Raw genomic sequence first — 21,715 nt, 5'->3', positions numbered from 1 at the left:
TGCCCAATCGAACGGCCCAATCAAAACGGTCTTCGATTGGGCAAAATGCCGTTAACCCCGGAACTAGCCCCGGAAACCGGTGGCCACCACAAATTTCTCGGAACTGTCCGACCGGCTTGAGGGCGGTTTCATATAGCGCACCTTGTCAAACCGGATCTTGAGGATCTTCTGCAGCTCGGCCTCTGCCCCACCGGCAAGCACCTTGGCGACGAACGTGCCCCCCTCTTCCAGCACGTCAAAGGCAAGATAGGCCGCCGCCTCACACAGCGCGATAATACGCAGGTGGTCGGTTTGTTTGTGACCGGAACTGGCCGCCGCCATATCCGACATCACCACGTCCGCCCGACCGCCCAGCCAGTCCTTGATCTGGTCGTCCGCGCCCTCTTCCATGAAATCGAGCTGGTGGAACTCCGCCCCGGCCAGCGGTTCAACCTCTTGCAGGTCAATTCCCAGGAACGTGCCGATCCGCTTGCCCGGTTTCTCACCAAGCGCATTGATGCGCGGCACCGCAACCTGGGCCCAGCCGCCCGGCGCACAGCCCAGATCCACCACCCGCGCGCCGTTGACCAGGAAACGGAATTTATCGTCCAGTTCCATGATCTTAAAGGCCGCGCGACCGCGATAGCCTTCGGCCCGCGCGCGCTGCACATAAGGGTCGTTCAGCTGGCGCTGCAGCCACCGGGTTGAGGAATTGCGCCGCCCACGGGCGGTTTTCACCTTCACCGTCAGGTCGCGCTGCCCCCGGCCCGAGGATTTGCGGGTGCGTTTCGAATATTTGCGCCCGGCGGATTTGCCCGCCTCACCAGCGCCACCAGCGCCGTCGCTGCCCTCGCCCTCACCAGAGCCGCCATTATTTCCAGTTTGATCCGACATCAGAATGGTCCGTCTTCCAAAACACCGTCCGAGGACATTTGCGAATAAAGAATGCCCTCTCTAAGGCCGCGATCCGCCACTGACAAGCGATCCGTGGGCCAGACGCGCAAAAGCGCCTGCAGGATCGCCGAACCCGACATGATCAGCGATTGCCGATCCCGCCCGATATGGGAATTCATCCGCCGCCCGTTTGGTCCCAGCGCAAGATAGCCATGAATGACCTTCTCGATCTGTTCAGAGGTCATGCGCAGCCCATCCACCTTGTTGCGATCATAGCGTCGCAGCCCCAGATGGGTGGCGGCCACGGTGGTCACGGTGCCCGAGGTCCCGATGATCTGAAACCCCTCGCGGGGCGGTTCATGATAAAAGGGGCTGAAATCGGCCAGCTGCTCTTCGAAATGCACCGACATGAGCGCATAGCGCCCGGCGTCGTCATCCACATCGTCAAACATCTCACGCAGCGTCGCGACCCCCAAAGGCACCGAGATCCAGTCCACCACGGTGGCCTGCGGGAACGGGCCGGCATCGCCCAGGAACCCCCGCCCCATCCGCATGATCGCCTTGGGCCGCTCCAGCGGCGGCACTTTCGACAGATCCAGCCAGACCAGCTCGGTTGAGCCACCGCCAATATCGACGACAAGAAGCTGTTCGGTCCGGGTTGAGACCAGCGGCGCACAGGAGACCACGGCCAGGCGCGCCTCTTCCTCGGGCTTGATGATCTCCATCTTCAGCCCGGTTTCCCGGCGGATATAATTCATGAAACTGCGCGCATTCTGGGCACGGCGGCAGGCTTCGGTCGCCACAAGGCGCATACGCTTGACATCATGTTTGATCAGCTTCTTGCGGCAGATGCGCAGCGCCTGCACGGTGCGCGCCATGGAGGCACGGCTGAGCTTGCCCGACGCTTCGAGCCCCTTGCCCAGTTGCACGGATTTCGAAAAACTGTCCACGACGTGAAACTGACTGCCCTTTGGCTGGGCAATCAGCATCCGACACGAGTTTGTGCCAAGATCCAGGGCGGCATACAGCCCGGATGGATCCGGCGATTTCGGCGCGGGGGTTGCAACCGCTTTCGGGAACGCGCCCGCACCATTGGGACGCTTGGGCGTCATGACGAAACGCCCTCCTATTCAAGTTGCCTTCAAGATAGGCGTCGGCAAAGAATTGCGCAATCCCCGACGCGCGCTTGATTGATAAAGATGATGAGAAAGTTTCACGGCGTTGTGGCAGGTTTTTGCACGCCCCGGAGTGGTGATGGCGGCAGATTTGACGTATCCAACAGCATGCAAAACCGACATGGAAGTCGCTTGTGGATCACCCTGTGTCGAAAAACGTCCGCTCGAAACCGGGGGGCGGTTTTAGAACGGAACAACCAGGAGAGAGGGAGAATCGCACGATGCCTGACGTCACGATCGTTTACTGGCGGGACATGCCCGCACAAGTCATCGTCGGCAAAGGGCGCCGGGGGGCCAAGGCCGCCCTGCCCGAGCGATTTGAACAGGCCATTGACCGGGCTGCGATGAAGGTGGGCGCGCGTGACAGCGACGCCTATCTGGCGGAATGGCGCAAGGCTGCCCCCTATCCTCTGGAGGGAGACCCGCAGGAGATTGCCAAGGCGGAAGCTGCACGCATCGACGCGGAATATGATCAGGAGCGTCTCAAGGCGCTGATTGCCAACGATGGCCGGGCATAAGATGTCCTGGCCCAAGCTGATGGAGGCAGCCATGGCGCTGTTGAATTTCCGCAAGAAGGCGTCGGATGACGTCAAGACTGCAAGCCCCGCCCTCGAAGCTTTCCTGCAAGGCTATTCGATTGAGGTGATGCCGCGCACCGCCGCCAAGGTCGAGGATTTCCGCGACCTGCTGCCGGAAGGCACCCGCGTCTATATCGCCCATATCGAGGGCACCCCGATCGAGGAAATGGTCGAGACCGCCAAGCGCATCAACGGCGAAGGCTTTGACGTGATGCCGCATTTCCCCGCCCGGATCATCAAGGACGAAGCGACGCTTGCTGACTGGATCAACCGCTATCAGGGTGAGGCCAATGTGAAACAGGCGCTGCTGCTGGCGGGCGGCGTGGCCCAGCCGCACGGCGATTTCCATTCCTCGATGCAGCTTCTGGAAACCGGTCTTTTCGACAAGCACGGCTTCGACCGTCTGCATGTTGCAGGCCACCCGGAAGGCAACAAGGATATCGACCCGGACGGGTCGCGCAAGAACGTGGATGAGGCGCTGTCGTGGAAACAGGAGTTTTCCAAGCGCACCGACGCCAAGATGGCGCTCGCCACCCAATTCGCCTTTGACGGCGGTCCGATCATCGACTGGGCCAACGGGCTGAAAGCGCAAGGTATCGACATTCCGGTCCATATCGGCATCGCCGGCCCTGCCAAGCTGCAGACCCTGATCAAATTTGCCATTGCCTGCGGTGTTGGCCCGTCGCTGAAAGTGCTGCAGAAACGCGCGATGGACGTGTCCAAGCTGCTTTTGCCGTATGAGCCGACCGATGTGCTGAACGAACTGGCCAACTACAAGGCGGCCAACCCCGATTTCAACATTGAAAAGGTCCATTTCTTCCCGCTGGGCGGCATCAAGACCAATGCCAACTGGGCCATCAACAATGGCGGTGACGCCACCGCCCCCGTAAACGCGACCAAAGGATAATAATTAATGACCCGTACCATCGTCGAAAGCGCCACCAAAACCTCGATCATCGGCTTTGACCAGCCGTTTTCCGTGATCGGCGAGCGCATCAACCCGACCGGCCGCAAGATCCTGAACGAAGAGCTGGAGCGTGACGATTTCTCGCGCGTGGAAGCCGACGCGCTAGCGCAGGTTGCCGCTGGCGCCACCATCCTCGACATCAACTCGGGCGCCGTGTTCTCGAACAAGATGGCCGAAGATCCGCGTTATGCCGACAACAACTTTGTTGAGCCGGACCTGATGCGCAAACTGGTTGAGGTCGTACAGGCCGTGACCGATTGCCCGCTCTGCATCGATAGCTCCGTTCCCGGCGCACTGGAAGCTGGTCTTGAGGCTGCCAAGGGCCGCCCGCTGCTCAATTCCGTCACCGGCGAAGAAGAGCGTCTGGAAGTGGTTCTGCCGCTGGTCAAGAAATACAATGTGCCGGTTGTGGCCATTTCCAACGACGACACCGGCATTTCGGAAGATCCGGAAGTGCGCTTTGCGGTGGCCAAGAAGATCGTGGAACGCGCGGCTGACTTCGGCATCCCGGCCCATGACATTGTGGTGGACCCGCTGGTGATGCCGATCGGCGCCATGGGCACCGCTGGCCTGCAGGTGTTTGAACTGAACCGTCGCCTGCGTGACGAGCTGGGCGTGAACACCACTTGTGGTGCCTCGAACATTTCCTTCGGCCTGCCGAACCGTCACGGCATCAACAACGCCTTCCTGCCGATGGCGATGGCGACCGGCATGACCTCTGCGATCATGAACCCGGTTGCCCTGCCGGTTGGCCCGAAAAAACTGGCCGAGAAAAAGGCCGAGATCGAAGCCAAGGGCATCATTATCCCGGCCGATATGGACGACGAGACCTTCTGTCAGGTGTTTGGTCTGGGCTCGACCAAGCCGCGTGCTGGTAAGGAAATGGAAGCGATCCGCGCCGCCAACTTCCTGACCAACAACGACGATGGCGGCGCCGCCTGGATCGCCTTCAACAAACCGGCTGGCGATGCCGCTGGTGGTGCTGGTGGCCGTCGCGGTGGACGTCGTCGCCGCGGCTAACGCGGCGCATTGGGCCTGCCGCGGCTAACGCGGCGCAAAAGGCCTGTCGCGGCTAACGCGGCGCATTAGGCTCCCCGCGGGTAACGCGGCGCAAATCTGCCAAAACACATAAAAAGGGTCCGCCTGTGCGGGCCCTTCTCTTTTGTCCATGACCGGGCTGCTCTTTTCGATGTTGCTTCCCCATTTTGCGCCCCGGATGACATCGGGGTGACCAAGGGATGGCAACACACTCAATCATTGCAATATCTCACCAAAGGGTTAAGATTTCCTCGGTGGCACCTTGTGAGGCCGCAGGGGCCTGGTCCTTTCAGCTTGGTCCAGCCTGCGGCGAACTGACATCGCAAGGCGTGATCACCTGCATAAAAGAGGCAAAGAACATGACCATCAAATCCGCAGCCGCACTTCTTCTTGTTGTTGCAACCCTGGCCGCTTGCGCATCGCAGCCGGAGCCCGAGCCGGCCCCGATCATGCCGGAAGTGACCTATGACAAAATGGGCAACCCGGTCAGCTGATCACGGCGCCCTTTGACATACGAGTTTGTGAGGCCCGCCTGCCCAGGCAGGGCCTCTTTTTCTATCGACCAGATCTGTTATCCAGCGCCCATTTGCGCGCGCTCGCCCGCTAAGGTGTTTCCTGTTGGGTCAGCACAATAATGGGAAACCCCCGCCTTCATCACATGAGGCGCGGCTTATCTACATCACGCTGTTGCACCGGCAATGTGGCAACGCTTTATCAGGCCTGCATCAGACCCACGTCACTTCATCATGGTGTCCATCGCGACCGGGGCGTCGGTGGTGAAAATGTAATCATCTTCACCGGAATGACAGGCGATACACCCCGCATCCGCCCCTTTGGCAACCCGACCAGCCAGCCGCATTCCCTTCGGGTTCATGTCCAGCGATCCGTCCGGCAGATATTTCACCCAGAACCAGTTCTGATTGTCGTCATCATAGCCTTTTTCACGCTGAAACATCACCGTATAGGCCCCCAGATGCTTGCCCGGATCCGTCAGAACCTGATCGATTTCAACCCCTTCCGGGCCAAAGTTCCGTTTCACGATCAAGGCCCCCTGATGCCCGTTCACGTCTGCCGTGCTGTAAAATGTCTCCAACATCAGGCCGTGGGGTTCGATGCCTTCATAGGGAAATCCACGGATCATCCCCTCCCCGGCCAGGCGCTGGTCCAGCATTGCCTGCCACAGGGCGGCGGCATAGGCGGCATCTTCATCACTGCCAAATGGCGCATCCTGTGCGCTGGCCATGGCCCCCCATCCGATCACGGCGGCGAGTGCCAGCAAACTTATTCGTTTCATCACAATTCCTCCCGAACTCAGTTTTGGAAATAGGCCCAGCCTAGCCTGTTGCGACTTCACAGGGGCACAACTCACATCACCGAATTGCGATGGTCTGTGACTGGACAGGTTCGGCTGTGGGGGCGACGCTGGCATCATGCAACACGTCTTTTCACCCTTCTCTTTCATGGCCCTGCTGCTCCTGCCCGCTTTCCCGGCCCAGGCGGAGAGCTGCGTGACCAATGCGACGCAACAGGATCATTTCTTTGCCGTCACACCAAAGGGCGGCGCGCGCCTTACAGGGTGGCTTGGCCCGGCAGAACAGCTCTGCAGCCCGCATCAGGACGGGGGCATTCTCAGCGTCTTTGAAAGCGAAACCGTGTTGGAAGGCTGTTCACGGCTGGTTGGGCCGAACCAAAGTGACACCCTTGTGGCTTATGCGGAATTTGACCGTTGTCACTGGGCATCCCACGATCATTGAGGGCGCCTTGCAGCGCGCGCATGACGGGCATTCCCTTTCCTCACGTCAACCCCGCCAGAAACTTGATTTCCCTCAAGGTCAACACGTTGCGCGAGCGCTAACTGTCCGCCAAACCCGCGAACAGAAGGACTTTTTTCATGTCACATTCCCCAAAGGGGCCGCTGGACGGCATCACTATTGTGGACCTCACCCATGTGCTAGCCGGCCCCTATTGCTCGATGATCCTGTCCGATCTCGGCGCGAAGGTAATCAAGGTTGAAATGCCCGGGATCGGGGATGACACCCGCCATTTCCCGCCCTTCCGCGATGGGCATTCCGCCTATTTCGCCACCATCAACCGCGATAAGCAATCCATTGCACTCAACCTCAAACAGGATGACGATCGAGAGATCTTTGACAAGATCCTGACCCGTGCCGACGTGGTGATGGAAAACTATCGTCCCGGCGTGATGGAACGGCTGGGCTATGGCTGGGAGGATCTGCACGCGCGGTTTCCCCGGATCATCTATGGGGCGGTTTCCGGGTTTGGACATACCGGCCCCGAGGCACTGAAACCGGCCTATGACATGGTGGTGCAGGCGCGGGGCGGCGTGATGTCGATCACCGGCGAAAAGAACCGCGAACCGGTGCGTGTGGGCGCGTCCGTTGGGGATATCGTTGCGGGCATGTTCCTGGGGCATGGGCTTCTGGCTGCACTTTACCACCGCGAACGCACGGGCGAAGGGCAGAAAGTGGACGTGGCCATGCTCGACAGCCAACTGGCGATCCTCGAACATGCGGTTGCGATTTCAAACGAAACCGGTGTGGCGCCGGGACCATCGGGGGCACGTCACCCGTCCATCGCACCGTTTGAGGCGTTCCATGCCGAAGACGGGTTATTCGTGATCGCCTGTGGCAATGACGCCCTGTTCCAGCGGCTTTGCGCTGAGCTGGGCAAACCGAAACTGGCGGAGCGGGACGAGTTCAGGTCCAATCTTGACCGTTGCCAGAACGTGATGCAGCTCCGGCGCCGGATCGAGCTGATCACGCTGGACCACCCGGTTTCCTACTGGCTGGAAAAACTCACCGCAGCCGGGATCCCCTGCGCCCCCATTCAGAACGTGGCGCAGGTGATGCAGGACCCGCAGATTCTGGCCCGCAACATGGTGCTGGACCTGCCCGCCCCCGATGGCGGCACGTTCAAGGCGGCGGGCAATCCGATCAAGATGAGCGCAATGGCAGATCACAATGATCACGCCGCCGCCCCGTTGCTGGATGAGCACCGGCAGGACATTCTGAACTGGCTGGAGGCGTAAGGGGCGCTGCCCCTCGGCCTTCGGCCTCACCCCGGGATATTTGTGGCAAGAGGAAGGGCGCGCGGGGTCCATATTTGGCCTAAGGCACCCAGATTGGGGGCGGGATTTTCGCGCCCCTGATCAACCTCAGCTCCCCCGGTTTGCCACCCGGTTGATATCCGTCGCAACAGAGTGGAAAAATGGCGCAATTTCACGGCTTTTGCCGCTGTTGGGCCATTTATGCCGCCTTTCGCCATTGCGGCGGCCTGTGGCCTGTTTAGATTGGTTCCAGATAACGGACTACAACAGGACAAACGCGCGACATGTCTCAGGAAAACACCTCTTCGAACACCGGTCCGACCTCGGGCAACGAGAAGGATCCGCTGGTCATTTTCACCCCCTCCGGCCGACGGGGGCATTTTCCCGTTGGCACCCCGGTTCTGACTGCGGCACGGCAGCTTGGGGTGGATCTCGATTCGGTTTGTGGCGGGCGTGGCGTCTGTTCGAAATGCCAGATCACTCCGAGCTATGGCGAGTTCCCCAAACATGGGGTGACCGTCAGCGAGACCGCCCTGTCCGACTGGAACAAGGTCGAGGAACGTTATGACAACCTGCGCGGCCTGCCCAAAGGGCGGCGCCTGGGATGTCAGGCCAAGGTGCAGGGCGATGTAGTGATCGACGTGCCGCCGGAAAGTCAGGTTCACAAACAGGTGGTGCGCAAGCGCGCCGAACTGCGCGACATCACGCTGAACCCGACCATTCACCTGACCTATGTCGAGGTGGAAGAGCCGGATATGCACAAGCCTTCCGGTGATCTGGAGCGGCTTTTGACCGCGCTGAAATCCGCCACCGGACACGCAGCACTTGAGATCGACACCCATTTGCTGCGCCCTTTGCAACCCCTTCTGCGCAAGGGCGAATGGAAGGTGACCGCCGCCATTCACCGCCCGCATTCGGGGGGCACCCCCCGTGTGGTCGCCCTGTGGCCCGGCTATTTCGAGGGGCCTGTTTTTGGCCTTGCCGTGGACCTTGGCTCCACCACCATCGCAGGCCATCTGTGCAACCTGTCGACGGGCGAAGTGGTGGCCTCCTCCGGCCTGATGAACCCGCAGATCCGGTTTGGTGAAGATCTGATGAGCCGGGTGTCTTACGCAATGATGAATGCCGGTGGTGATCTGGAAATGACAGAAGCGGTGCGCGCCGGGCTGAACGACCTTGTGGATGACATCGCCAAGGAAGCGGAGATCGAGAAAACGCAGATCCTTGATGCGGTTTTCGTGATGAACCCGGTCATGCACCACCTGTTTTTGGGCATCGACCCGTTTGAACTGGGGCAAGCGCCCTTTGCGCTCGCGACCTCGGACGCGCTGGAACTGACGGCGGCGGATCTGGGCCTGACCATCGCCCCCGGCACGCGCGCCTATATTCTGCCCTGTATTGCTGGCCATGTGGGGGCGGATGCCGCCGGTGTCGCCCTGTCAGAGGCCCCGAACAAGTCCGAAGACCAGGTGCTGATTGTCGATGTGGGCACCAATGCCGAGATCCTGCTGGGCGATAAAAACGGCGTCCTGGCCTGCTCCTCCCCCACTGGTCCTGCCTTTGAGGGGGCGCAGATCTCCTCCGGGCAACGCGCAGCACCGGGCGCCATCGAACGGGTCGAAATCGACCCGGTCACCAAGGAACCGCGCTTTCGCGTGATTGGGTCTGAGCTGTGGTCGGATGAAGAAGGGTTTGACGCCGCCATTGCCACCACCGGCATCACCGGCATCTGCGGATCCGGCATTATCGAGGTGATTGCCGAGATGCGCATCGCCGGGCTGGTGGATGCGGGCGGGTTGATCGGCTCAGCAGAGCAGACCGGCACATCCCGTTGCTTCCTTGATGGGCGCACCAATTCCTATCGCCTGTGGGACGGGAACGAGGACCACAAACCGATCACCGTGACCAATGGCGACATTCGCGCCATTCAGATGGCCAAGGCGGCGCTTTACTCCGGCGCACGGTTGCTGATGGACAAACGCGGCGTGGAAAACGTGGACCGCGTGGTGCTGGCCGGTGCCTTTGGGGCGCATATTTCGGCCAAACACGCGATGGTTCTGGGCATGATCCCGGATGCGCCTTTGGACAAGGTAACCTCTGCGGGCAATGCGGCCGGCACCGGCGCGCGGATTGCGCTTCTCAATCGCGACGCGCGGAGCGAGATCGAGGCCCTCGTACGGCAGATCGAAAAGATCGAAACGGCGGTTGAACCCCGGTTTCAGGAGCATTTCGTCAATGCGTCTGCGATGCCGAACTCCTCGGATCCTTTCCCGACCCTGCGCTCTGTTGTTGACCTGCCCGAACCCAGCTTCAACACCGGCGGCGGGGATGGCGAAGGCGGCGGACGGCGTCGGCGCCGCCGGGGATAACCGCACAAGCAGATCCAGATAAAAAATCACCCGGGCGTCAGGGTTTCCTCCTTGACGTCCGCTTTGCGTTCGCATACCTCAGTCCGCGAGCGCGGGTATGGTGAAATGGTATCATGCGAGCTTCCCAAGCTTAAGGTGCGGGTTCGATTCCCGCTACCCGCTCCAATCCCCCCGCACATTGATGATACGTGCTCACGCACGTTGCATATTGATATTATTGAGGATTTTCTGCCGTGTCCCAGCCTACACTCCAGTCCGACCCCTTCGCCCATATCCCGCTGGTGACCCCTTTGAATGCCGCGCAGATGCAATCCGTGGGCGTGCCGGAGGGCTGGCATTACGGGCTTGCAGACCGGGTGCGGTTTCACGAGCTGGACGCGCTCAACCACGTCAATAACGTGGCCTATTTCCGTTGGTTTGAATCGATCCGCATTCCGTTTTTCGCCCATTACCATGTTTCGACCTATTCCGATGGCGACCCGCAGGTGGTGCTGGCCACGAACTATGCGCGCTATTTCAAACCGATGCATCTGGGCGACAATTACGTGATCACCGCGCGCTGCAAATCTTTCCGCAACACCTCTTTCGTGATGGAGTACGGCGTGTTTGTAGAGGGCAGTTTGATGTGCGGATCGGAAAGCGTGATTGTGACATTGGAACAGGACGGCATGACCAAACGCGCCCTTCGCCCGGAAACGGTCGCGGGTTTCCTGCGCGATGGGGCCATTCAGGGCTGAGCCGCTTCAAAATCTTTAACATTTCGGGTCGCGCAGCTTTAAAAGATTAAACTTTGCCTTCTGGAACTTGAAAAAACTTTAAAGTTTTCTCTCCCCCGCCCGTCAGGGCAGGGTCAGCCAGTCAGCGATGCCGCCGGGAAATTCGGGGCGAAAATAGGCGATCATCCGCCCTTCTTGTGGGGCCTTGGCGCCCTCTTGCCAGGGGGCAACCCCATGCAGGGTGAAGCGGTGTAAAAGATAGCTTTCCCCCACCCCGGCCTGAACCTCTACTTTCCGGCAGGTTTCAAAAACCCTGGCCCGCGCGTCCCGGTAGATTTCTGTGATGTCGTGGCGGCGCATCCGTTCGGGGGGCACCCCTTGCAACGCGGTTTCAAACGCGGCCCGCATGATCAGATGGGACCCGTCCCAGACAACCAGAGGGCTCGCCCCTGCCCCACAATTATTTAGTGGAATTCCAATCACATAAGCATGGGCTTCGTCGACACAGCGTTGGCCGTCTGCCAGCTCTGGCTTGACCCCGTCGATATGTGCCGAGGCGCGGTTGCGCCGGAACCGATGCGCGGCCTCCGTCTCGCCCTCATCGCGTTTTGGATAGCCGGGATAGGTGATGGAGACCTGTCCACGATCCAGCGGATACCAGCCATGTTCCGCCGTAACAAAGGCCCGCAACGCCCCCTGCAACGGCCCCCCATCGGCAAGCCGCCCCTCACCATTATTGGGCAAGGCATTCACCCCGACAAACCATGTTTTTCCGCAACGAAGCCAATGGCTTATCTGGTGTGGATCTTCACACGCCCTGCGCGCAAAGGGCTGGGCTGAGCGGACCCACGCCTGCACGGCCTTGTCGTGTGGAAAGCACAACCAGCCGCGCTTGTGATATTGCTCTCTCATGGTTGCAATCTTGGACGCAGTCATAGTCCCTGTCACAGCCCCAGTCACAGGCCCAGAGCTTTTCTCAGCATGTTCAGAGCCACCAGAATGAGGAAGATACCAAACAGTTTCTTGAGCGGCTTCGGGTTCATCGAGTGGGCGATCTTCACGCCGTATGGCGTTGTAATCATTGTCATAATAATCACCAGAAGGAAGGTCGGAATATTCACTGCACCCAAGGTCAGGGGCGGTGCGATCGCCACCGGCACAAACAGAAAGCCGATCACCGAGGGTAGTGCGATGATCAATCCGAACCCGGCCGCCGTGGCAACCGCCCGGTGAATGGGAAACCCGTGCAACGTCATGACCGGCACCCCAAAACTCCCCCCCCCGATCCCCATGAGAACAGAGAGGAACCCCAGCAACGGGGACAGAACGGCCCGCCGACCCGCTTTCGGCATCTCATCCGAAAGACGCCAGTCCGCGCGCCCGAAACTCAGATAACCTCCTACGATCAAAGCTAAAATTGCAAAAATCATCTGCAGGATACTGGAGCGGAGTTCCGCTGCGGCCAGCACCCCGATCACCGCCCCGATGACAATGCCCGGCGCCCAGCTTTTCAACACATCCCAATCCACCGCCCCTTTCTTGTGATGGGACAGAACCGAACGGAGCGAGGTCACGACAATGGTTGCAAGCGATGTGGCAAGGCACAGCTGCATCAGCTGATCAGACGCGTATCCCATTGTAAAGAAAGCGTAATAAAAGGCGGGCACCAGAACGATACCACCGCCGACCCCCAGCAGTCCCGCCAACACACCTGCGCCGGCCCCGATGATCAGCAACAGCAGCGCCATCTGGATCAGCAGGAAAGTGTCAGGCATGGAAGGATCCTATTTCTTTGAAAGCGGTTCGGTGTTGTGCCGGATCATGACAAAAGTCGAAATACCCGGAAGATGTCAGTGTTCTGGGCGTTTCCGACGGAAGATATGCTCCCTCATTCACTCGGAAACGCTTTAGGTTTCAGGCACATAGGACAGGGCCTTTTGCACCACGTCAATCCCGGCCCCAGATTTATGTGCTTCTTCAGACAAGCTGCGCCGCCACATACGCGCACCGGGGCGCCCGCTGAACAGCCCCAGCATATGGCGGGTAATCGCGTTCAGCCGCAGGCCCTGCGCCAATTGGCGTTCGATATAGGGATACATCTCCTCAACCACCTGATGCCCGGATTTCGGTTTTACATCAGCATGATAGATATCTCGGTCGGCGGTCAAGAGCACCTCACCCGGGCTGTGATACGCCGCGCGGCCAATCATCACCCCATCCATCCGCGTCAGGTGGTCCTGCGCCTCTTCCAGCGTGGTGATCCCGCCGTTGATCGAAAGATGCAGATGCGGAAATTGTTGCTTCATCCGATGGACCAGCGGGTAGTCCAGCGGCGGGATATCTCGGTTTTCCTTGGGGCTGAGCCCCTTCAGCCAGGCCTTGCGCGCGTGGATCGTGATCCGTGTCACCCCGGTGGCCGAGATCTTTTCGAGGAAATCCGGCAGCACCTCTTCGGGGGTCTGATCATCCACCCCAATTCGGCATTTCACCGTGATATCAACGCCTTGAGATGCATCCAACATGGCCGAAACGCAATCAGCAACCAAAGGTGCATTGCGCATCAGAACCGCCCCAAATGTTCCCGATTGCACCCGGTCGGACGGGCAACCCACATTCAGGTTCACCTCGTCATAGCCGCGCTCAACGCAAAGTGTTGTCGCGGCGGCAAGCTCTTTTGGATCAGATCCTCCCAGCTGCAAGGCAACCGGATGTTCGGTGTCATCATGATCCAGCAGGTGCAGCGCCCCCCCTCGCACCAGCGCCGGGGATGTCACCATCTCGGTATACAGCAGAACCTCGCGGCTCATCAGCCGATGAAAGTAACGACAATGGCGATCGGTCCAATCCATCATCGGCGCCACGCTTAAACGCGCAGCCTTTTGTGCGTTATGTGTCAAAGCGTTAGCTCCGTTTTCATGTCCGCCCGTCCGGAGGTCATCTGCGCCATCCTCAGCGATATCCTTGGGCGTGATTCGATTGACGGTCGGTTTACCACAGGCGGCGGCGCGGGACACACCCCTTTGGTCCGGACGAAACGCTGTCCACCCCCCGCTTATGAAAAAAGCTCCGCCCGGGACGAGGGCGGAGCTTTGCTTTCGGGGAGGAGAGTGTGCTCCGAAAGCCTGGGGTCAGAGCAACACAGGGATTGTCTGACCGATGAACAGGGGCGTGAGGAACCGCGCCCCTGTCCGTTTTAGTTTTGATCATCAATCACTTGGCATCTGCCGCATTGGTCATCAGATATTCCATCACCAGCGCGCGTTCCCCGTCATCCAGACCGGCGCGTTCAAACATCGAGGGCACGATGCCTTTCCACTGCTGCTGGGTGTAGTGGGTCACTTCACGCGGCGCATGGCAGACGGTGCAGCGTTCGAAGAACATCTTTTCGCCGGGGGTCATGTCGGCGTAAAGCGCAGAGGTCAGGGCTTCCAGCCGTTCCAGGCCCAGCTTGTCACTGTCGATCTCTGCCACGTCCATATCGTCGATGATGGCCGGCGGCTCATAGGCGCGGTTCGGCCCTTCCGGGTCCTCACATTTGCGCATCTCGATCAGGGCCGTGTTGGCAGTGGTCGCTTCCGACAGGCCCGATGCACGCTGGGTCGAGGTCAGGAAGTTGGCGAGACCCGAGTTGTCGCGGCCCTTGCTGTCCAGTTGCGGCCAGCCGCCTTCGTAGATCGAGACCACGCCGGGCATGATGTCATCCGACACCACGGCGCCCGCGATGACCGTGCCGCGCTTGTTGTAAAGCTCGACCAGATCCCCGTCTTCGATGCCACGTTCCGCTGCGTCCTGAGCATTGATGCGCACCGGCTCACGCCCCTGCACCATGTAAAGGTCACGCAGACGTTCCGAGTTGGCCATCTGGCTGTGCAGGCGGAACCACGGGTGGGGTGACACGACATGCAGCTGGCCTTTTTTGGCATTGCCAAGATATTCGTGTTTCTCCATCCACATCGGCATGCCGGGGCAGTCTTCCAGCTCGAAACTGGCGATGGTGTCGCAGAACATTTCGATCTTGCCAGACGAGGTATGCAGCGGGTTCGCCTCCGGGTCGTCGTAGAAGGCGCCGTGGCGGGTCCATTTACGGGCCTCGGCGGGCACCGGCATACGGGCATAGCCTTTTTCCCAGAACTCCTCAAACGGCAGGTCTTTTGCAGCACCCGAGGCTTCATAGGCGAGCTTGATGTGATACATCTTGTCTTCGCTGTCGGTGAATTGTGCCCACAGCCCCAGCTTGTCGGCCAGACCTTCGAAGATCTCATAATCCGGTTTGCTGTCGGCGATGGGTTCGATCACCTTCTTCATCGCGTAGACGCGGTCATTCGAATAGGTGCCGCCCGAGGTGATGTCATCTTGTTCCAGCGTCGAGGACGCCGGGAACACGATATCGGCCCAACGGGTGGCCGCGGTCCACCAGACATCCACGGACACGATCGTTTCCACCTTCTGCAGCGCACGGATCAACCGGTTGGTGTCCTGCTGGTGCGACATGAAGTTGTTGCCGGCGTTGAAGATCATCTTGATGTCGGGATACTGGTTGGTCTGTCCGTTATAGAAGAACTCCATTCCCGGATTTTCCAGCGCTTCGGTGATGCGCGAGGCGGGCACGATCTTCTTGACGAAGTTGCGGCCCTGGCTCATGCCAACGGGTGTGGCATTGCCCCCTTGCGGCATACCGCCATTGCCATAGTGCCAGCTGAAGCCAACACCCTGCCCCGGTTTACCGATTTTCCCAAGCAGCGCCTGGAAGTTGACGATGGACCAATAGGCCATCTCACCGTGCTGGGCACGTTGAATGGCCCAGGATCCCGCGATGCAGGTGTTGTTGGTGGCAATCGTTTCACAGAGATCCTTGATCTGCTGTTCATCAATACCGGTGATTGCCGAGGCCCAGGCGGGTGTTTTTGGCACACCGTCCGTTTCCCCTTTCACATAGGCAATCCACTTGTCGGCACCGACCGTGTATTTCGCCATGTATTCCTGGTCATCCCAGCCGTTTTCCAGCGCGTGATACGCCATGGACAGGAACAGCGCGGTGTCGGTGTTGGGGATGATCGCGGTGCGCTCGGCGCCCAGGAACGTATCTGTTGCGGTGTGTTGCGGGTTGATCGAGATGAATTTCACGCCATTGTCGCGGATTTCTTCCCAATGGGCATACATTCCGTGGTCGGCCACGCGATATTCGATCCGGTTGTTCTTGATCGGGTCACAGCCGACCAGAACGAAGACCTGAGTGTTGTCGCGAATGGTTTCCCATGCGGACTGCGCCGAATAGACCTCCATGTCGCCAATGATATGTGGCATGACAACCTGACCGGCACCGGCGGACCAGTCCCCTGCAGTGTTGGTGCAACCGCCCATCAGGTTCAGCAGACGGCCCTGCAGCACGTTGGGGCGGAACACGCCCGCGTTTGACCAACCGCCGTAAGACGAGCTGAAAATGGCTTCGTTTCCGTGGTTGGAGGCGGTGTCCAGCAACGCCTTGGCCGCCAGCGACCAGGCGGTGTCCCAATCGACACGCACCCATTCTTCGCGCCCGCGCAGTTCGGGCTTGATGTCGCCTGTCTCCCATCCTTCCAGATAGGATTTGCGCACCATGGGATAGTTGATCCGGGTCTTGTCATAGGTGCGGTCCATCACACCATAGGTCAGCATTTCGGTGGGCCGGGCATCCAGCTCCATCATCGTGTTGATGCCGACAAGCTTGCCGTCACGCACAACAGCTTCGAACGGGCCAAAATGGCTGGCGTGAAAGACGCGGTCCGAAAAACTGTTCGGGTCGATCGACGCCAGGGCGGTGGACCCCATCAGGCTGGTGGCACCAAAGGCGGCGGCGCTGCCTTGCAGGAACGCGCGGCGGGTCGGGGTGGAATAAGACATTTTGACCTCCTGTCTTCAGGAAATTCCGATTGCCCCCACCTTAGAAAGCCCGTGTGAACCGGTCTTCCAAGGCCGGTAAACAGGCGGTGCGAAGATGTTAAAGAATGTAAATTTGGCTGGGAAGCTGCTGTTTTATTGGCTAACAAAAGATATGGCCCAGCATATCCTCATCGTTGAAGACGACAGCGTGACCCGTCGCCGCCTTGGCGCCCAGTTGCGCAAACAGATGTATCGCGTCTCAGAAGCCGAAGACGCAGCGCAGATGGAAGAGATCCTTGCGCGCGACCCGGCGGACCTGCTGCTTGTCGATATCAACCTTGATGGCAAAGATGGACTGACCATTACCCGCGAACAGCGCGCGAAATCCAAGGCAGGGATCATCCTGTTGACCGCGCGTGATGATCAGATCGACCGGATCATCGGTTTGGAAATGGGGGCAGATGATTACGTCACCAAACCGTTCGACAAACGAGAGCTGTTTGCCCGGATCAAGAACCTTCTGGTTCGGATCAGCGACCTTAGCCAAGTCACCCCGCCCCCTGAACCGGTGGCCCAAATCGGGCCATGGCGATTTGACCATATGCGTCGAAGGCTGGTCGGGAAAGATGGCACAAACGAGCCCCTGACCCGCGCGGAATTCGAGCTGCTGCACGCCTTCACACGGCATCCGGGCGTGGTGTTGTCACGGGACCGGCTGCTGGATCTGATACAGCACCGCCAATGGGCGCCGGACAACCGCACCATTGACGTCCTGGTCGGGCGGCTGCGCAAGAAGATCGAAACGGATCCCTCACAGCCCGAATTCATCCTGACGGTGCATGGCGAAGGTTACCTGTTTGTCCCCGGCGACGACTGAGTGTCAGAGCGTAGGTTCAAGGCCCCTGCGGCCGCAGAAATCTGCGCCATGGATGTTTGAAACACATCGGTAAAACGGGACCGCAAATCGGATATCTCCGCCTGATCGCGCGACCGCTCTTCGATGTCAGTCAGGAGACGGCACAGGTGGGTCAGGTGAAAATTCGACGCCGCCCCCCTGAGGCGATGGGCTGCCTTGCGCGCGGCCTCATGGTCATTCTCCCCCAGCGCCAAGAAAATGCTTTCACGGGCGTCTTCCGCACGAGAAAAAAACTCCGACAGAATGTCTTCGACAAGCTCTTGTCCCAATTCCTGCACATCTTCCCTCAGACCCGTCAGGGTGGCGTTTTCGTCTGGCAAACTCTGGTGCACCGCGTCGGCCGAGTGCGGCTCTGCCTCATCCGCAGCGGCTTTATCCAGCAAAGCGACCAGTGCCCGAGGGGAGACAGGTTTGGTCAAAATACCGTCGACTCCCAGTCGCTCCCGCTCCTCCTGCGTGTCCGTGATATTATGGGCGGTCAGGGCGACAATCGGCGGACAAGGGTGCAGATCCGCGCGCAGCCCGGAGGCAACCTCCTGCCCCGGCATATCAGGCAGGTCGAGGTCAAGCAGCACCAGATCGACCCTATTCTTGGCCGCCAGATCAAACGCCTGCCCCCCGTCTTCAGCCTCGATCACCTGACAGCCCAACCGATCCAGATATCCGCGCGCCACCATCCGGTTGACCGCATTGTCTTCGACCAGCAGCACGGTTTTACCAAGCTTCGCCCGCAAGGCAGTTTCGAGGTGCTGGTCAACCTCGGCCGCATCCCCGGTCTGAAGCGGCACGGTCAGGGTAAAGCGGGCGCCCTGCCCCGGTTCGCTTTCGACACTGAGCAACCCGCCCAGAATCTCGGTCAGGCGGCGCGAGATTGACAGGCCCAGCCCCATGCCCTGGATATTGCCCACATCCCGAACCTGCCCACGTCCATAGGCGTCGAAAATATAATCCAGATCCGACGCGGCGATGCCGATCCCGGTATCCACCACCTGAAAACTGAGAACATATCCACCACGTTCAACGTCCTGCGCATAATCCACAAGCAGATCCACCCGCCCCTCGGGCGTGTATTTGATCGCATTGGACAGAAGGTTCACAACCACCTGCCGGATCTTGGCCAGATCCCCTTTCAGAAACTCTGGCGCAGCCGGTGACAGGACCACGCCGGATCCCAGACCTTTCGCCTCGCACCCGGCGGAAAGATAGGTGGCGAACTGCCCCATCAGGTCGCTCAGCGCAAAATGCACATCCTGAAGCTGCAAGCGCCGGCTTTCCGTGCTGGCATAGTCCAGAATGTCATTGGTCAGGGTCAGCAAATGTTCTGCAGAGACACGGGCTGTTGTCAGCTTGCCGCCCTGCCGCTCATTCGGCATCTCGCTTTCCAACAGGCGCAGCATGCCTATCACCCCATTGAGCGGGGTGCGGATCTCATGGCTCATCATTGCCATGAATTCGGATTTGGCGCGGTTGGCAGCTTCGGCCTCGGCCCGCGCCGCATCATGGGCTTTCATCTCCGTCACGATCTGCCCGGTGCGTTCCTGAACGGTTGTTTCCAGCTCGTCACGAAGGGCCCGCGCCCGCGCGGCCCGCCCGCGCAGGACGTGCAACGACCGTTCCATATTGCCAATCTCATCCGGCCCGGATACCGGGATATCCCGCCCGTAATCCTCATGCGCCAGGGCGTCGATGTGTTCCGCCACCACACGCAGCCTGCGCACAACGTTGTTGCGGGCAAAACGCCAGGAAAAGACCGCAGCCACCGCAAGCCCCCCCATCAGGAGGATCAGCCCAAAGGCGATGTCACGACTGAGCGCCTGCGCCTCTTTCTGCGCAGACAGCACCCGGCTCTGCACCGCCTGCATCAGCGTATCGGTGATCTGCCCCACCGCGCTGGTCTGGCCGCGCAGGACCTGAACCTGGTTGGCCAGATCCCCGCGCGCCCGGATCACCTCGGACTGCAACGCAACACTGCCGCCATCGCGCAACTCCTGTTGCAGCTGATCGAGCAGAAGCGCCATATCCGTGCGCGCGGTGCGTGAGGTGACAAAACGGATCCTGTTTTGCGAAAACGCGATTTCCCTGCCGATCTGTTCAGACAGGAGCTGCAGCCCGTTCGGACTGATCTGAAAGGGCACCTGCAACATCAGAATACGGGCTTTTTCAATCGCATCGCTCAGCTCGACATGGCGGTCATAGGAAAAGAAATCCACATCAGCGAGATGATTGAGCCTGGTTCGCCAGTCCTGGGACGTGCCGTTCCCCGTGTTGAAAAGATCGGCAATGGTAGTGGTCACCCCAACCCGCGCAATATCGGTCTGCCCCGCGAGGATTTCACCCAGACGGGCCATGCGCTCCTGGGTCTGCGCCTGACGCTGCTCAAGCAGGTCACGCGCCAGCAACCGACGATGGCTGATCGCGGTGAGGGCCTTGACCGTATCGCGCACCCCATCGAGCACAGCCAGATCTTCGGTGCGGGCCGCTTTCGGAAACAGGTCCTCCAGCTCTGACAAATCACCTTCAATCCCGGCAAGTTCATTTTCAAGCGCGCCAACCAGACGATCCAGATCCGTCTGGGACTGCACATCTGAAAAGGACGGGGCCAGAGCGGTGATGAAACTGGACGCATCAACGATCTTTCGCGCCAGCGCCCCGGCGGGCATATTGTCCTGTATCAAGGATCTTTGCTGAGTGGACAGATAGACATTTGACGCAATCGCAATCAGGCTGGCCAGAAATGACAGGCCAACAATAAACGAAAACGCACGCAGCAATTGCTGGTCAAAACGGGTAGGCTTCATGGGGCAAGCTTATGGCGCAAAATTGAGAGCCGCAATCGTGATCATGGCCCTGTCCGTCATGGCACTCTCTGTCGCGGATCCGATCCGGGCACAATCCCCGGTGTCAGAGGCTCCACCCCCGACCGAGGCCGCGCAGATCTGCGTGGTGGTCCCTCATTTCAAAGACGAATACTGGCTGAGCGTGGGACATGGGCTGATCGAGGAAGCCCGCGCGCAGAATGTCGGCTTGCTGACCTTTGAAAGTGGTGGCTATCACGCCTTGATCCGCCAGATCGACCTATTGGACAGCTGCGTGCGCTCCGGGGCACGCGCCATCCTGCTGGGGGCCGTGTCCGCTGACGATCCGCGCCTGTTGGAGGCGGTAGACCGCACCGCGCGGGACGTGCCGGTCATTGCCCTGGTCAACGCCCTGCATTCCCCTGCCCTCAGCGGCAGCGTCGGTGTCGACTGGACCGATATGGGCCGGGCCATCGGGCGCCACCTTTCGGCGCGATACCCGGCGGGCGGCCCCACCCGAACCGCCCTTCTGATCACCGGTCCGGCCGCGTCGGGCTGGTCCCCCCTGCTGGAAAAGGGTCTGGCAGAAGCGATGGCCGCTTCGGCTGTAAAGATCGCACGGATCGGACGCTCGGACACAGGCGCACGCGAACAGCTTCGTGCCACCGAAGCGGCGCTTGCGACCACTCCCGACGCCAACATGATCATCGGCAGCGCCCCCGCCATTGAAGGCGCCATGGGGCTGGCCGCCGTGACAAACAGCACTTTTCCAGAGCTGATCGCAACCTATATCAGCCATTCCGTGCGCCGGGGTCTTCAAAACGGAACGGTGCAGGCGGTGGCCTTTGACGATCCCGTCGCACAAGGGCGTCTCGGGATCCGCCTGGCCCTTATCGCCAAGCCGGGCCTGTTTCGCACGGATGTGATTGGCCCGGAAATCAAGCTGATAACCACTGACAATATCACCCAAATCCCGGTTCCCCTTTCACCGGCGGGGCTCAATCTCGGGCTTGAATAATTTTCGAAATAAAGTGAATTTCCCCTCTTGCAGCGGGAAACGGCGAAAGCTATACACCGGCTCAGTTCCGGCGTAGCTCAGCGGTAGAGCAGTTGACTGTTAATCAATTGGTCGTAGGTTCGATCCCTACCGCCGGAGCCAAGAAAAGCCCTTAAGCTCAACAGCTTGAGGGCTTTTTTGTATCTTGCATCGGGTTGATCAATTCAGGCGCCAAAACTCATGGGACGCATTTGGAAGCAGGTTCGCCTGTGGCACTATTGCGATAGGTGAATTTCCCTGGTCAGCGCGATTATGTCCCCGGTTTCGAGATGAGCGATCATCACTCAAGCGACATTGACATCGTC

18 protein-coding genes and 2 tRNA genes are annotated in these 21,715 nt (G+C 59.8%); 12 read left to right on the top strand and 8 right to left on the bottom strand.

Features of this window, described 5'->3' with window-relative positions; all coding sequences use genetic code 11:
• Nucleotides 1–63 precede the first annotated feature (63 nt).
• Nucleotides 64–873 carry an RlmE family RNA methyltransferase gene (locus XMD517_RS02565; RefSeq protein ID WP_173487624.1) on the bottom strand — a complete coding sequence of 270 codons (810 nt, stop codon included), beginning with the start codon at nt 871–873 and terminating at the stop codon, nt 64–66.
• Nucleotides 873–1,985 carry a Ppx/GppA phosphatase family protein gene (locus tag XMD517_RS02560; protein WP_173487623.1) on the bottom strand — a complete coding sequence of 371 codons (1,113 nt, stop codon included), beginning with the start codon at nt 1,983–1,985 and terminating at the stop codon, nt 873–875. The genes XMD517_RS02565 and XMD517_RS02560 overlap by 1 nt, the downstream gene beginning before the upstream one ends.
• 284 nt (nt 1,986–2,269) lie before the next feature.
• Between XMD517_RS02560 and XMD517_RS02555 the strand changes: the two genes are divergently transcribed.
• The 4 genes from XMD517_RS02555 (at nt 2,270) to XMD517_RS15775 (ending at nt 5,125) form a co-directional block, all read left to right on the top strand.
• Nucleotides 2,270–2,566, top strand: a complete 297-nt coding sequence (locus tag XMD517_RS02555; RefSeq protein ID WP_055192016.1) for a virulence factor — start codon at nt 2,270–2,272, stop codon at nt 2,564–2,566.
• Between the two features lie 31 nt (nt 2,567–2,597).
• The gene (locus XMD517_RS02550; protein ID WP_173487640.1) at nt 2,598–3,533 is read left to right on the top strand and encodes a methylenetetrahydrofolate reductase; all 936 of its coding nucleotides are present in this window, start codon (nt 2,598–2,600) and stop codon (nt 3,531–3,533) included.
• A 6-nt stretch (nt 3,534–3,539) separates the two neighbouring features.
• Complete coding sequence (locus tag XMD517_RS02545; protein WP_173487622.1) at nt 3,540–4,613, top strand: methyltetrahydrofolate cobalamin methyltransferase; 1,074 nt, start codon at nt 3,540–3,542, stop codon at nt 4,611–4,613.
• A 377-nt stretch (nt 4,614–4,990) separates the two neighbouring features.
• Nucleotides 4,991–5,125 carry a hypothetical protein gene (locus XMD517_RS15775; RefSeq protein ID WP_256415891.1) on the top strand — a complete coding sequence of 45 codons (135 nt, stop codon included), beginning with the start codon at nt 4,991–4,993 and terminating at the stop codon, nt 5,123–5,125.
• 242 nt (nt 5,126–5,367) lie between these two features.
• Here the strand turns inward: XMD517_RS15775 and XMD517_RS02540 are convergent, their stop codons facing one another.
• The gene (locus XMD517_RS02540; protein ID WP_173487621.1) at nt 5,368–5,925 is read right to left on the bottom strand and encodes a hypothetical protein; all 558 of its coding nucleotides are present in this window, start codon (nt 5,923–5,925) and stop codon (nt 5,368–5,370) included.
• A 136-nt stretch (nt 5,926–6,061) separates the two neighbouring features.
• On the opposite strand from XMD517_RS02540, the gene XMD517_RS02535 reads away from it, so the two are divergent.
• The 5 genes from XMD517_RS02535 to XMD517_RS02515 all read left to right on the top strand — a co-directional run bounded on the left by XMD517_RS02535 (nt 6,062) and on the right by XMD517_RS02515 (nt 10,804).
• Nucleotides 6,062–6,385: a hypothetical protein gene (locus XMD517_RS02535; RefSeq protein WP_173488277.1), complete on the top strand. Its 324-nt coding sequence runs from the start codon at nt 6,062–6,064 to the stop codon at nt 6,383–6,385.
• A 137-nt stretch (nt 6,386–6,522) separates the two neighbouring features.
• The gene (locus tag XMD517_RS02530) at nt 6,523–7,680 is read left to right on the top strand and encodes a CaiB/BaiF CoA-transferase family protein (protein ID WP_173487619.1); all 1,158 of its coding nucleotides are present in this window, start codon (nt 6,523–6,525) and stop codon (nt 7,678–7,680) included.
• Between the two features lie 302 nt (nt 7,681–7,982).
• Nucleotides 7,983–10,067: an ASKHA domain-containing protein gene (locus tag XMD517_RS02525; RefSeq protein WP_173487618.1), complete on the top strand. Its 2,085-nt coding sequence runs from the start codon at nt 7,983–7,985 to the stop codon at nt 10,065–10,067.
• A gap of 91 nt (nt 10,068–10,158) precedes the next feature.
• Nucleotides 10,159–10,232, top strand: a tRNA-Gly gene (locus XMD517_RS02520).
• Between the two features lie 68 nt (nt 10,233–10,300).
• Nucleotides 10,301–10,804, top strand: a complete 504-nt coding sequence (locus XMD517_RS02515; RefSeq protein ID WP_173487617.1) for an acyl-CoA thioesterase — start codon at nt 10,301–10,303, stop codon at nt 10,802–10,804.
• Nucleotides 10,805–10,906: 102 nt separating this feature from the next.
• Here XMD517_RS02515 and XMD517_RS02510 read toward each other — a convergent pair whose 3' ends face one another.
• From XMD517_RS02510 to XMD517_RS02495, 4 genes are all read right to left on the bottom strand, one after another.
• Nucleotides 10,907–11,536 (bottom strand): hypothetical protein, encoded by a 630-nt coding sequence (locus XMD517_RS02510; protein ID WP_368493381.1) that lies wholly within the window; start codon nt 11,534–11,536, stop codon nt 10,907–10,909.
• Nucleotides 11,537–11,739: 203 nt separating this feature from the next.
• On the bottom strand, nt 11,740–12,558 hold the full coding sequence (locus XMD517_RS02505) for a sulfite exporter TauE/SafE family protein (protein ID WP_173487615.1): 819 nt from the start codon (nt 12,556–12,558) through the stop codon (nt 11,740–11,742).
• A gap of 132 nt (nt 12,559–12,690) precedes the next feature.
• Nucleotides 12,691–13,680, bottom strand: a complete 990-nt coding sequence (gene dusA, locus XMD517_RS02500) for a tRNA dihydrouridine(20/20a) synthase DusA (protein ID WP_173487614.1) — start codon at nt 13,678–13,680, stop codon at nt 12,691–12,693.
• Nucleotides 13,681–13,993: 313 nt separating this feature from the next.
• A complete protein-coding gene (locus tag XMD517_RS02495) occupies nt 13,994–16,663 on the bottom strand; it encodes a molybdopterin-dependent oxidoreductase (protein ID WP_173487613.1) in 2,670 nt (889 codons plus the stop codon).
• A 151-nt stretch (nt 16,664–16,814) separates the two neighbouring features.
• Here XMD517_RS02495 and XMD517_RS02490 point away from each other — a divergent pair, with 151 nt between their 5' ends.
• Nucleotides 16,815–17,519: a response regulator gene (locus XMD517_RS02490; RefSeq protein WP_173487612.1), complete on the top strand. Its 705-nt coding sequence runs from the start codon at nt 16,815–16,817 to the stop codon at nt 17,517–17,519.
• Here the strand turns inward: XMD517_RS02490 and XMD517_RS02485 are convergent.
• Complete coding sequence (locus XMD517_RS02485) at nt 17,492–20,356, bottom strand: ATP-binding protein (RefSeq protein WP_173487611.1); 2,865 nt, start codon at nt 20,354–20,356, stop codon at nt 17,492–17,494. The two genes, XMD517_RS02490 and XMD517_RS02485, sit on opposite strands and share 28 nt — an antisense overlap.
• Here XMD517_RS02485 and torT point away from each other — a divergent pair.
• Nucleotides 20,355–21,371, top strand: coding sequence for a TMAO reductase system periplasmic protein TorT (gene torT / locus XMD517_RS02480; RefSeq protein ID WP_173487610.1), 1,017 nt, complete (start codon nt 20,355–20,357; stop codon nt 21,369–21,371). The two genes, XMD517_RS02485 and torT, sit on opposite strands and share 2 nt — an antisense overlap.
• Before the next feature lie 66 nt (nt 21,372–21,437).
• Nucleotides 21,438–21,512 (top strand) — tRNA-Asn (locus XMD517_RS02475).
• Nucleotides 21,513–21,715 lie beyond the last annotated feature (203 nt).

It is taken from the genome of Aliiroseovarius sp. xm-d-517 (genome assembly GCF_013283135.1).
Classification (GTDB): domain Bacteria; phylum Pseudomonadota; class Alphaproteobacteria; order Rhodobacterales; family Rhodobacteraceae; genus Aliiroseovarius; species Aliiroseovarius crassostreae.
The sequence above is the reverse complement of the archived record's forward strand: the minus strand, read 5'-3'. Positions and strand labels throughout refer to the sequence as shown.

What these genes read in the sequence shown, in the direction of transcription:
- XMD517_RS02565 (WP_173487624.1), bottom strand. Translation starts at nt 873, where the DNA reads ATGTCGGATCAAACTGGAAATAATGGCGGCTCTGGTGAGGGCGAGGGC.
- XMD517_RS02560 (WP_173487623.1), bottom strand. Translation starts at nt 1,985, where the DNA reads ATGACGCCCAAGCGTCCCAATGGTGCGGGCGCGTTCCCGAAAGCGGTT.
- XMD517_RS02555 (WP_055192016.1), top strand. Translation starts at nt 2,270, where the DNA reads ATGCCTGACGTCACGATCGTTTACTGGCGGGACATGCCCGCACAAGTC.
- XMD517_RS02550 (WP_173487640.1), top strand. Translation starts at nt 2,598, where the DNA reads ATGGCGCTGTTGAATTTCCGCAAGAAGGCGTCGGATGACGTCAAGACT.
- XMD517_RS02545 (WP_173487622.1), top strand. Translation starts at nt 3,540, where the DNA reads ATGACCCGTACCATCGTCGAAAGCGCCACCAAAACCTCGATCATCGGC.
- XMD517_RS15775 (WP_256415891.1), top strand. Translation starts at nt 4,991, where the DNA reads ATGACCATCAAATCCGCAGCCGCACTTCTTCTTGTTGTTGCAACCCTG.
- XMD517_RS02540 (WP_173487621.1), bottom strand. Translation starts at nt 5,925, where the DNA reads ATGAAACGAATAAGTTTGCTGGCACTCGCCGCCGTGATCGGATGGGGG.
- XMD517_RS02535 (WP_173488277.1), top strand. Translation starts at nt 6,062, where the DNA reads ATGCAACACGTCTTTTCACCCTTCTCTTTCATGGCCCTGCTGCTCCTG.
- XMD517_RS02530 (WP_173487619.1), top strand. Translation starts at nt 6,523, where the DNA reads ATGTCACATTCCCCAAAGGGGCCGCTGGACGGCATCACTATTGTGGAC.
- XMD517_RS02525 (WP_173487618.1), top strand. Translation starts at nt 7,983, where the DNA reads ATGTCTCAGGAAAACACCTCTTCGAACACCGGTCCGACCTCGGGCAAC.
- XMD517_RS02505 (WP_173487615.1), bottom strand. Translation starts at nt 12,558, where the DNA reads ATGCCTGACACTTTCCTGCTGATCCAGATGGCGCTGCTGTTGCTGATC.
- XMD517_RS02495 (WP_173487613.1), bottom strand. Translation starts at nt 16,663, where the DNA reads ATGTCTTATTCCACCCCGACCCGCCGCGCGTTCCTGCAAGGCAGCGCC.
- XMD517_RS02490 (WP_173487612.1), top strand. Translation starts at nt 16,815, where the DNA reads ATGGCCCAGCATATCCTCATCGTTGAAGACGACAGCGTGACCCGTCGC.
- torT (WP_173487610.1), top strand. Translation starts at nt 20,355, where the DNA reads ATGGGGCAAGCTTATGGCGCAAAATTGAGAGCCGCAATCGTGATCATG.
- XMD517_RS02485 (WP_173487611.1), bottom strand. Translation starts at nt 20,356, where the DNA reads ATGAAGCCTACCCGTTTTGACCAGCAATTGCTGCGTGCGTTTTCGTTT.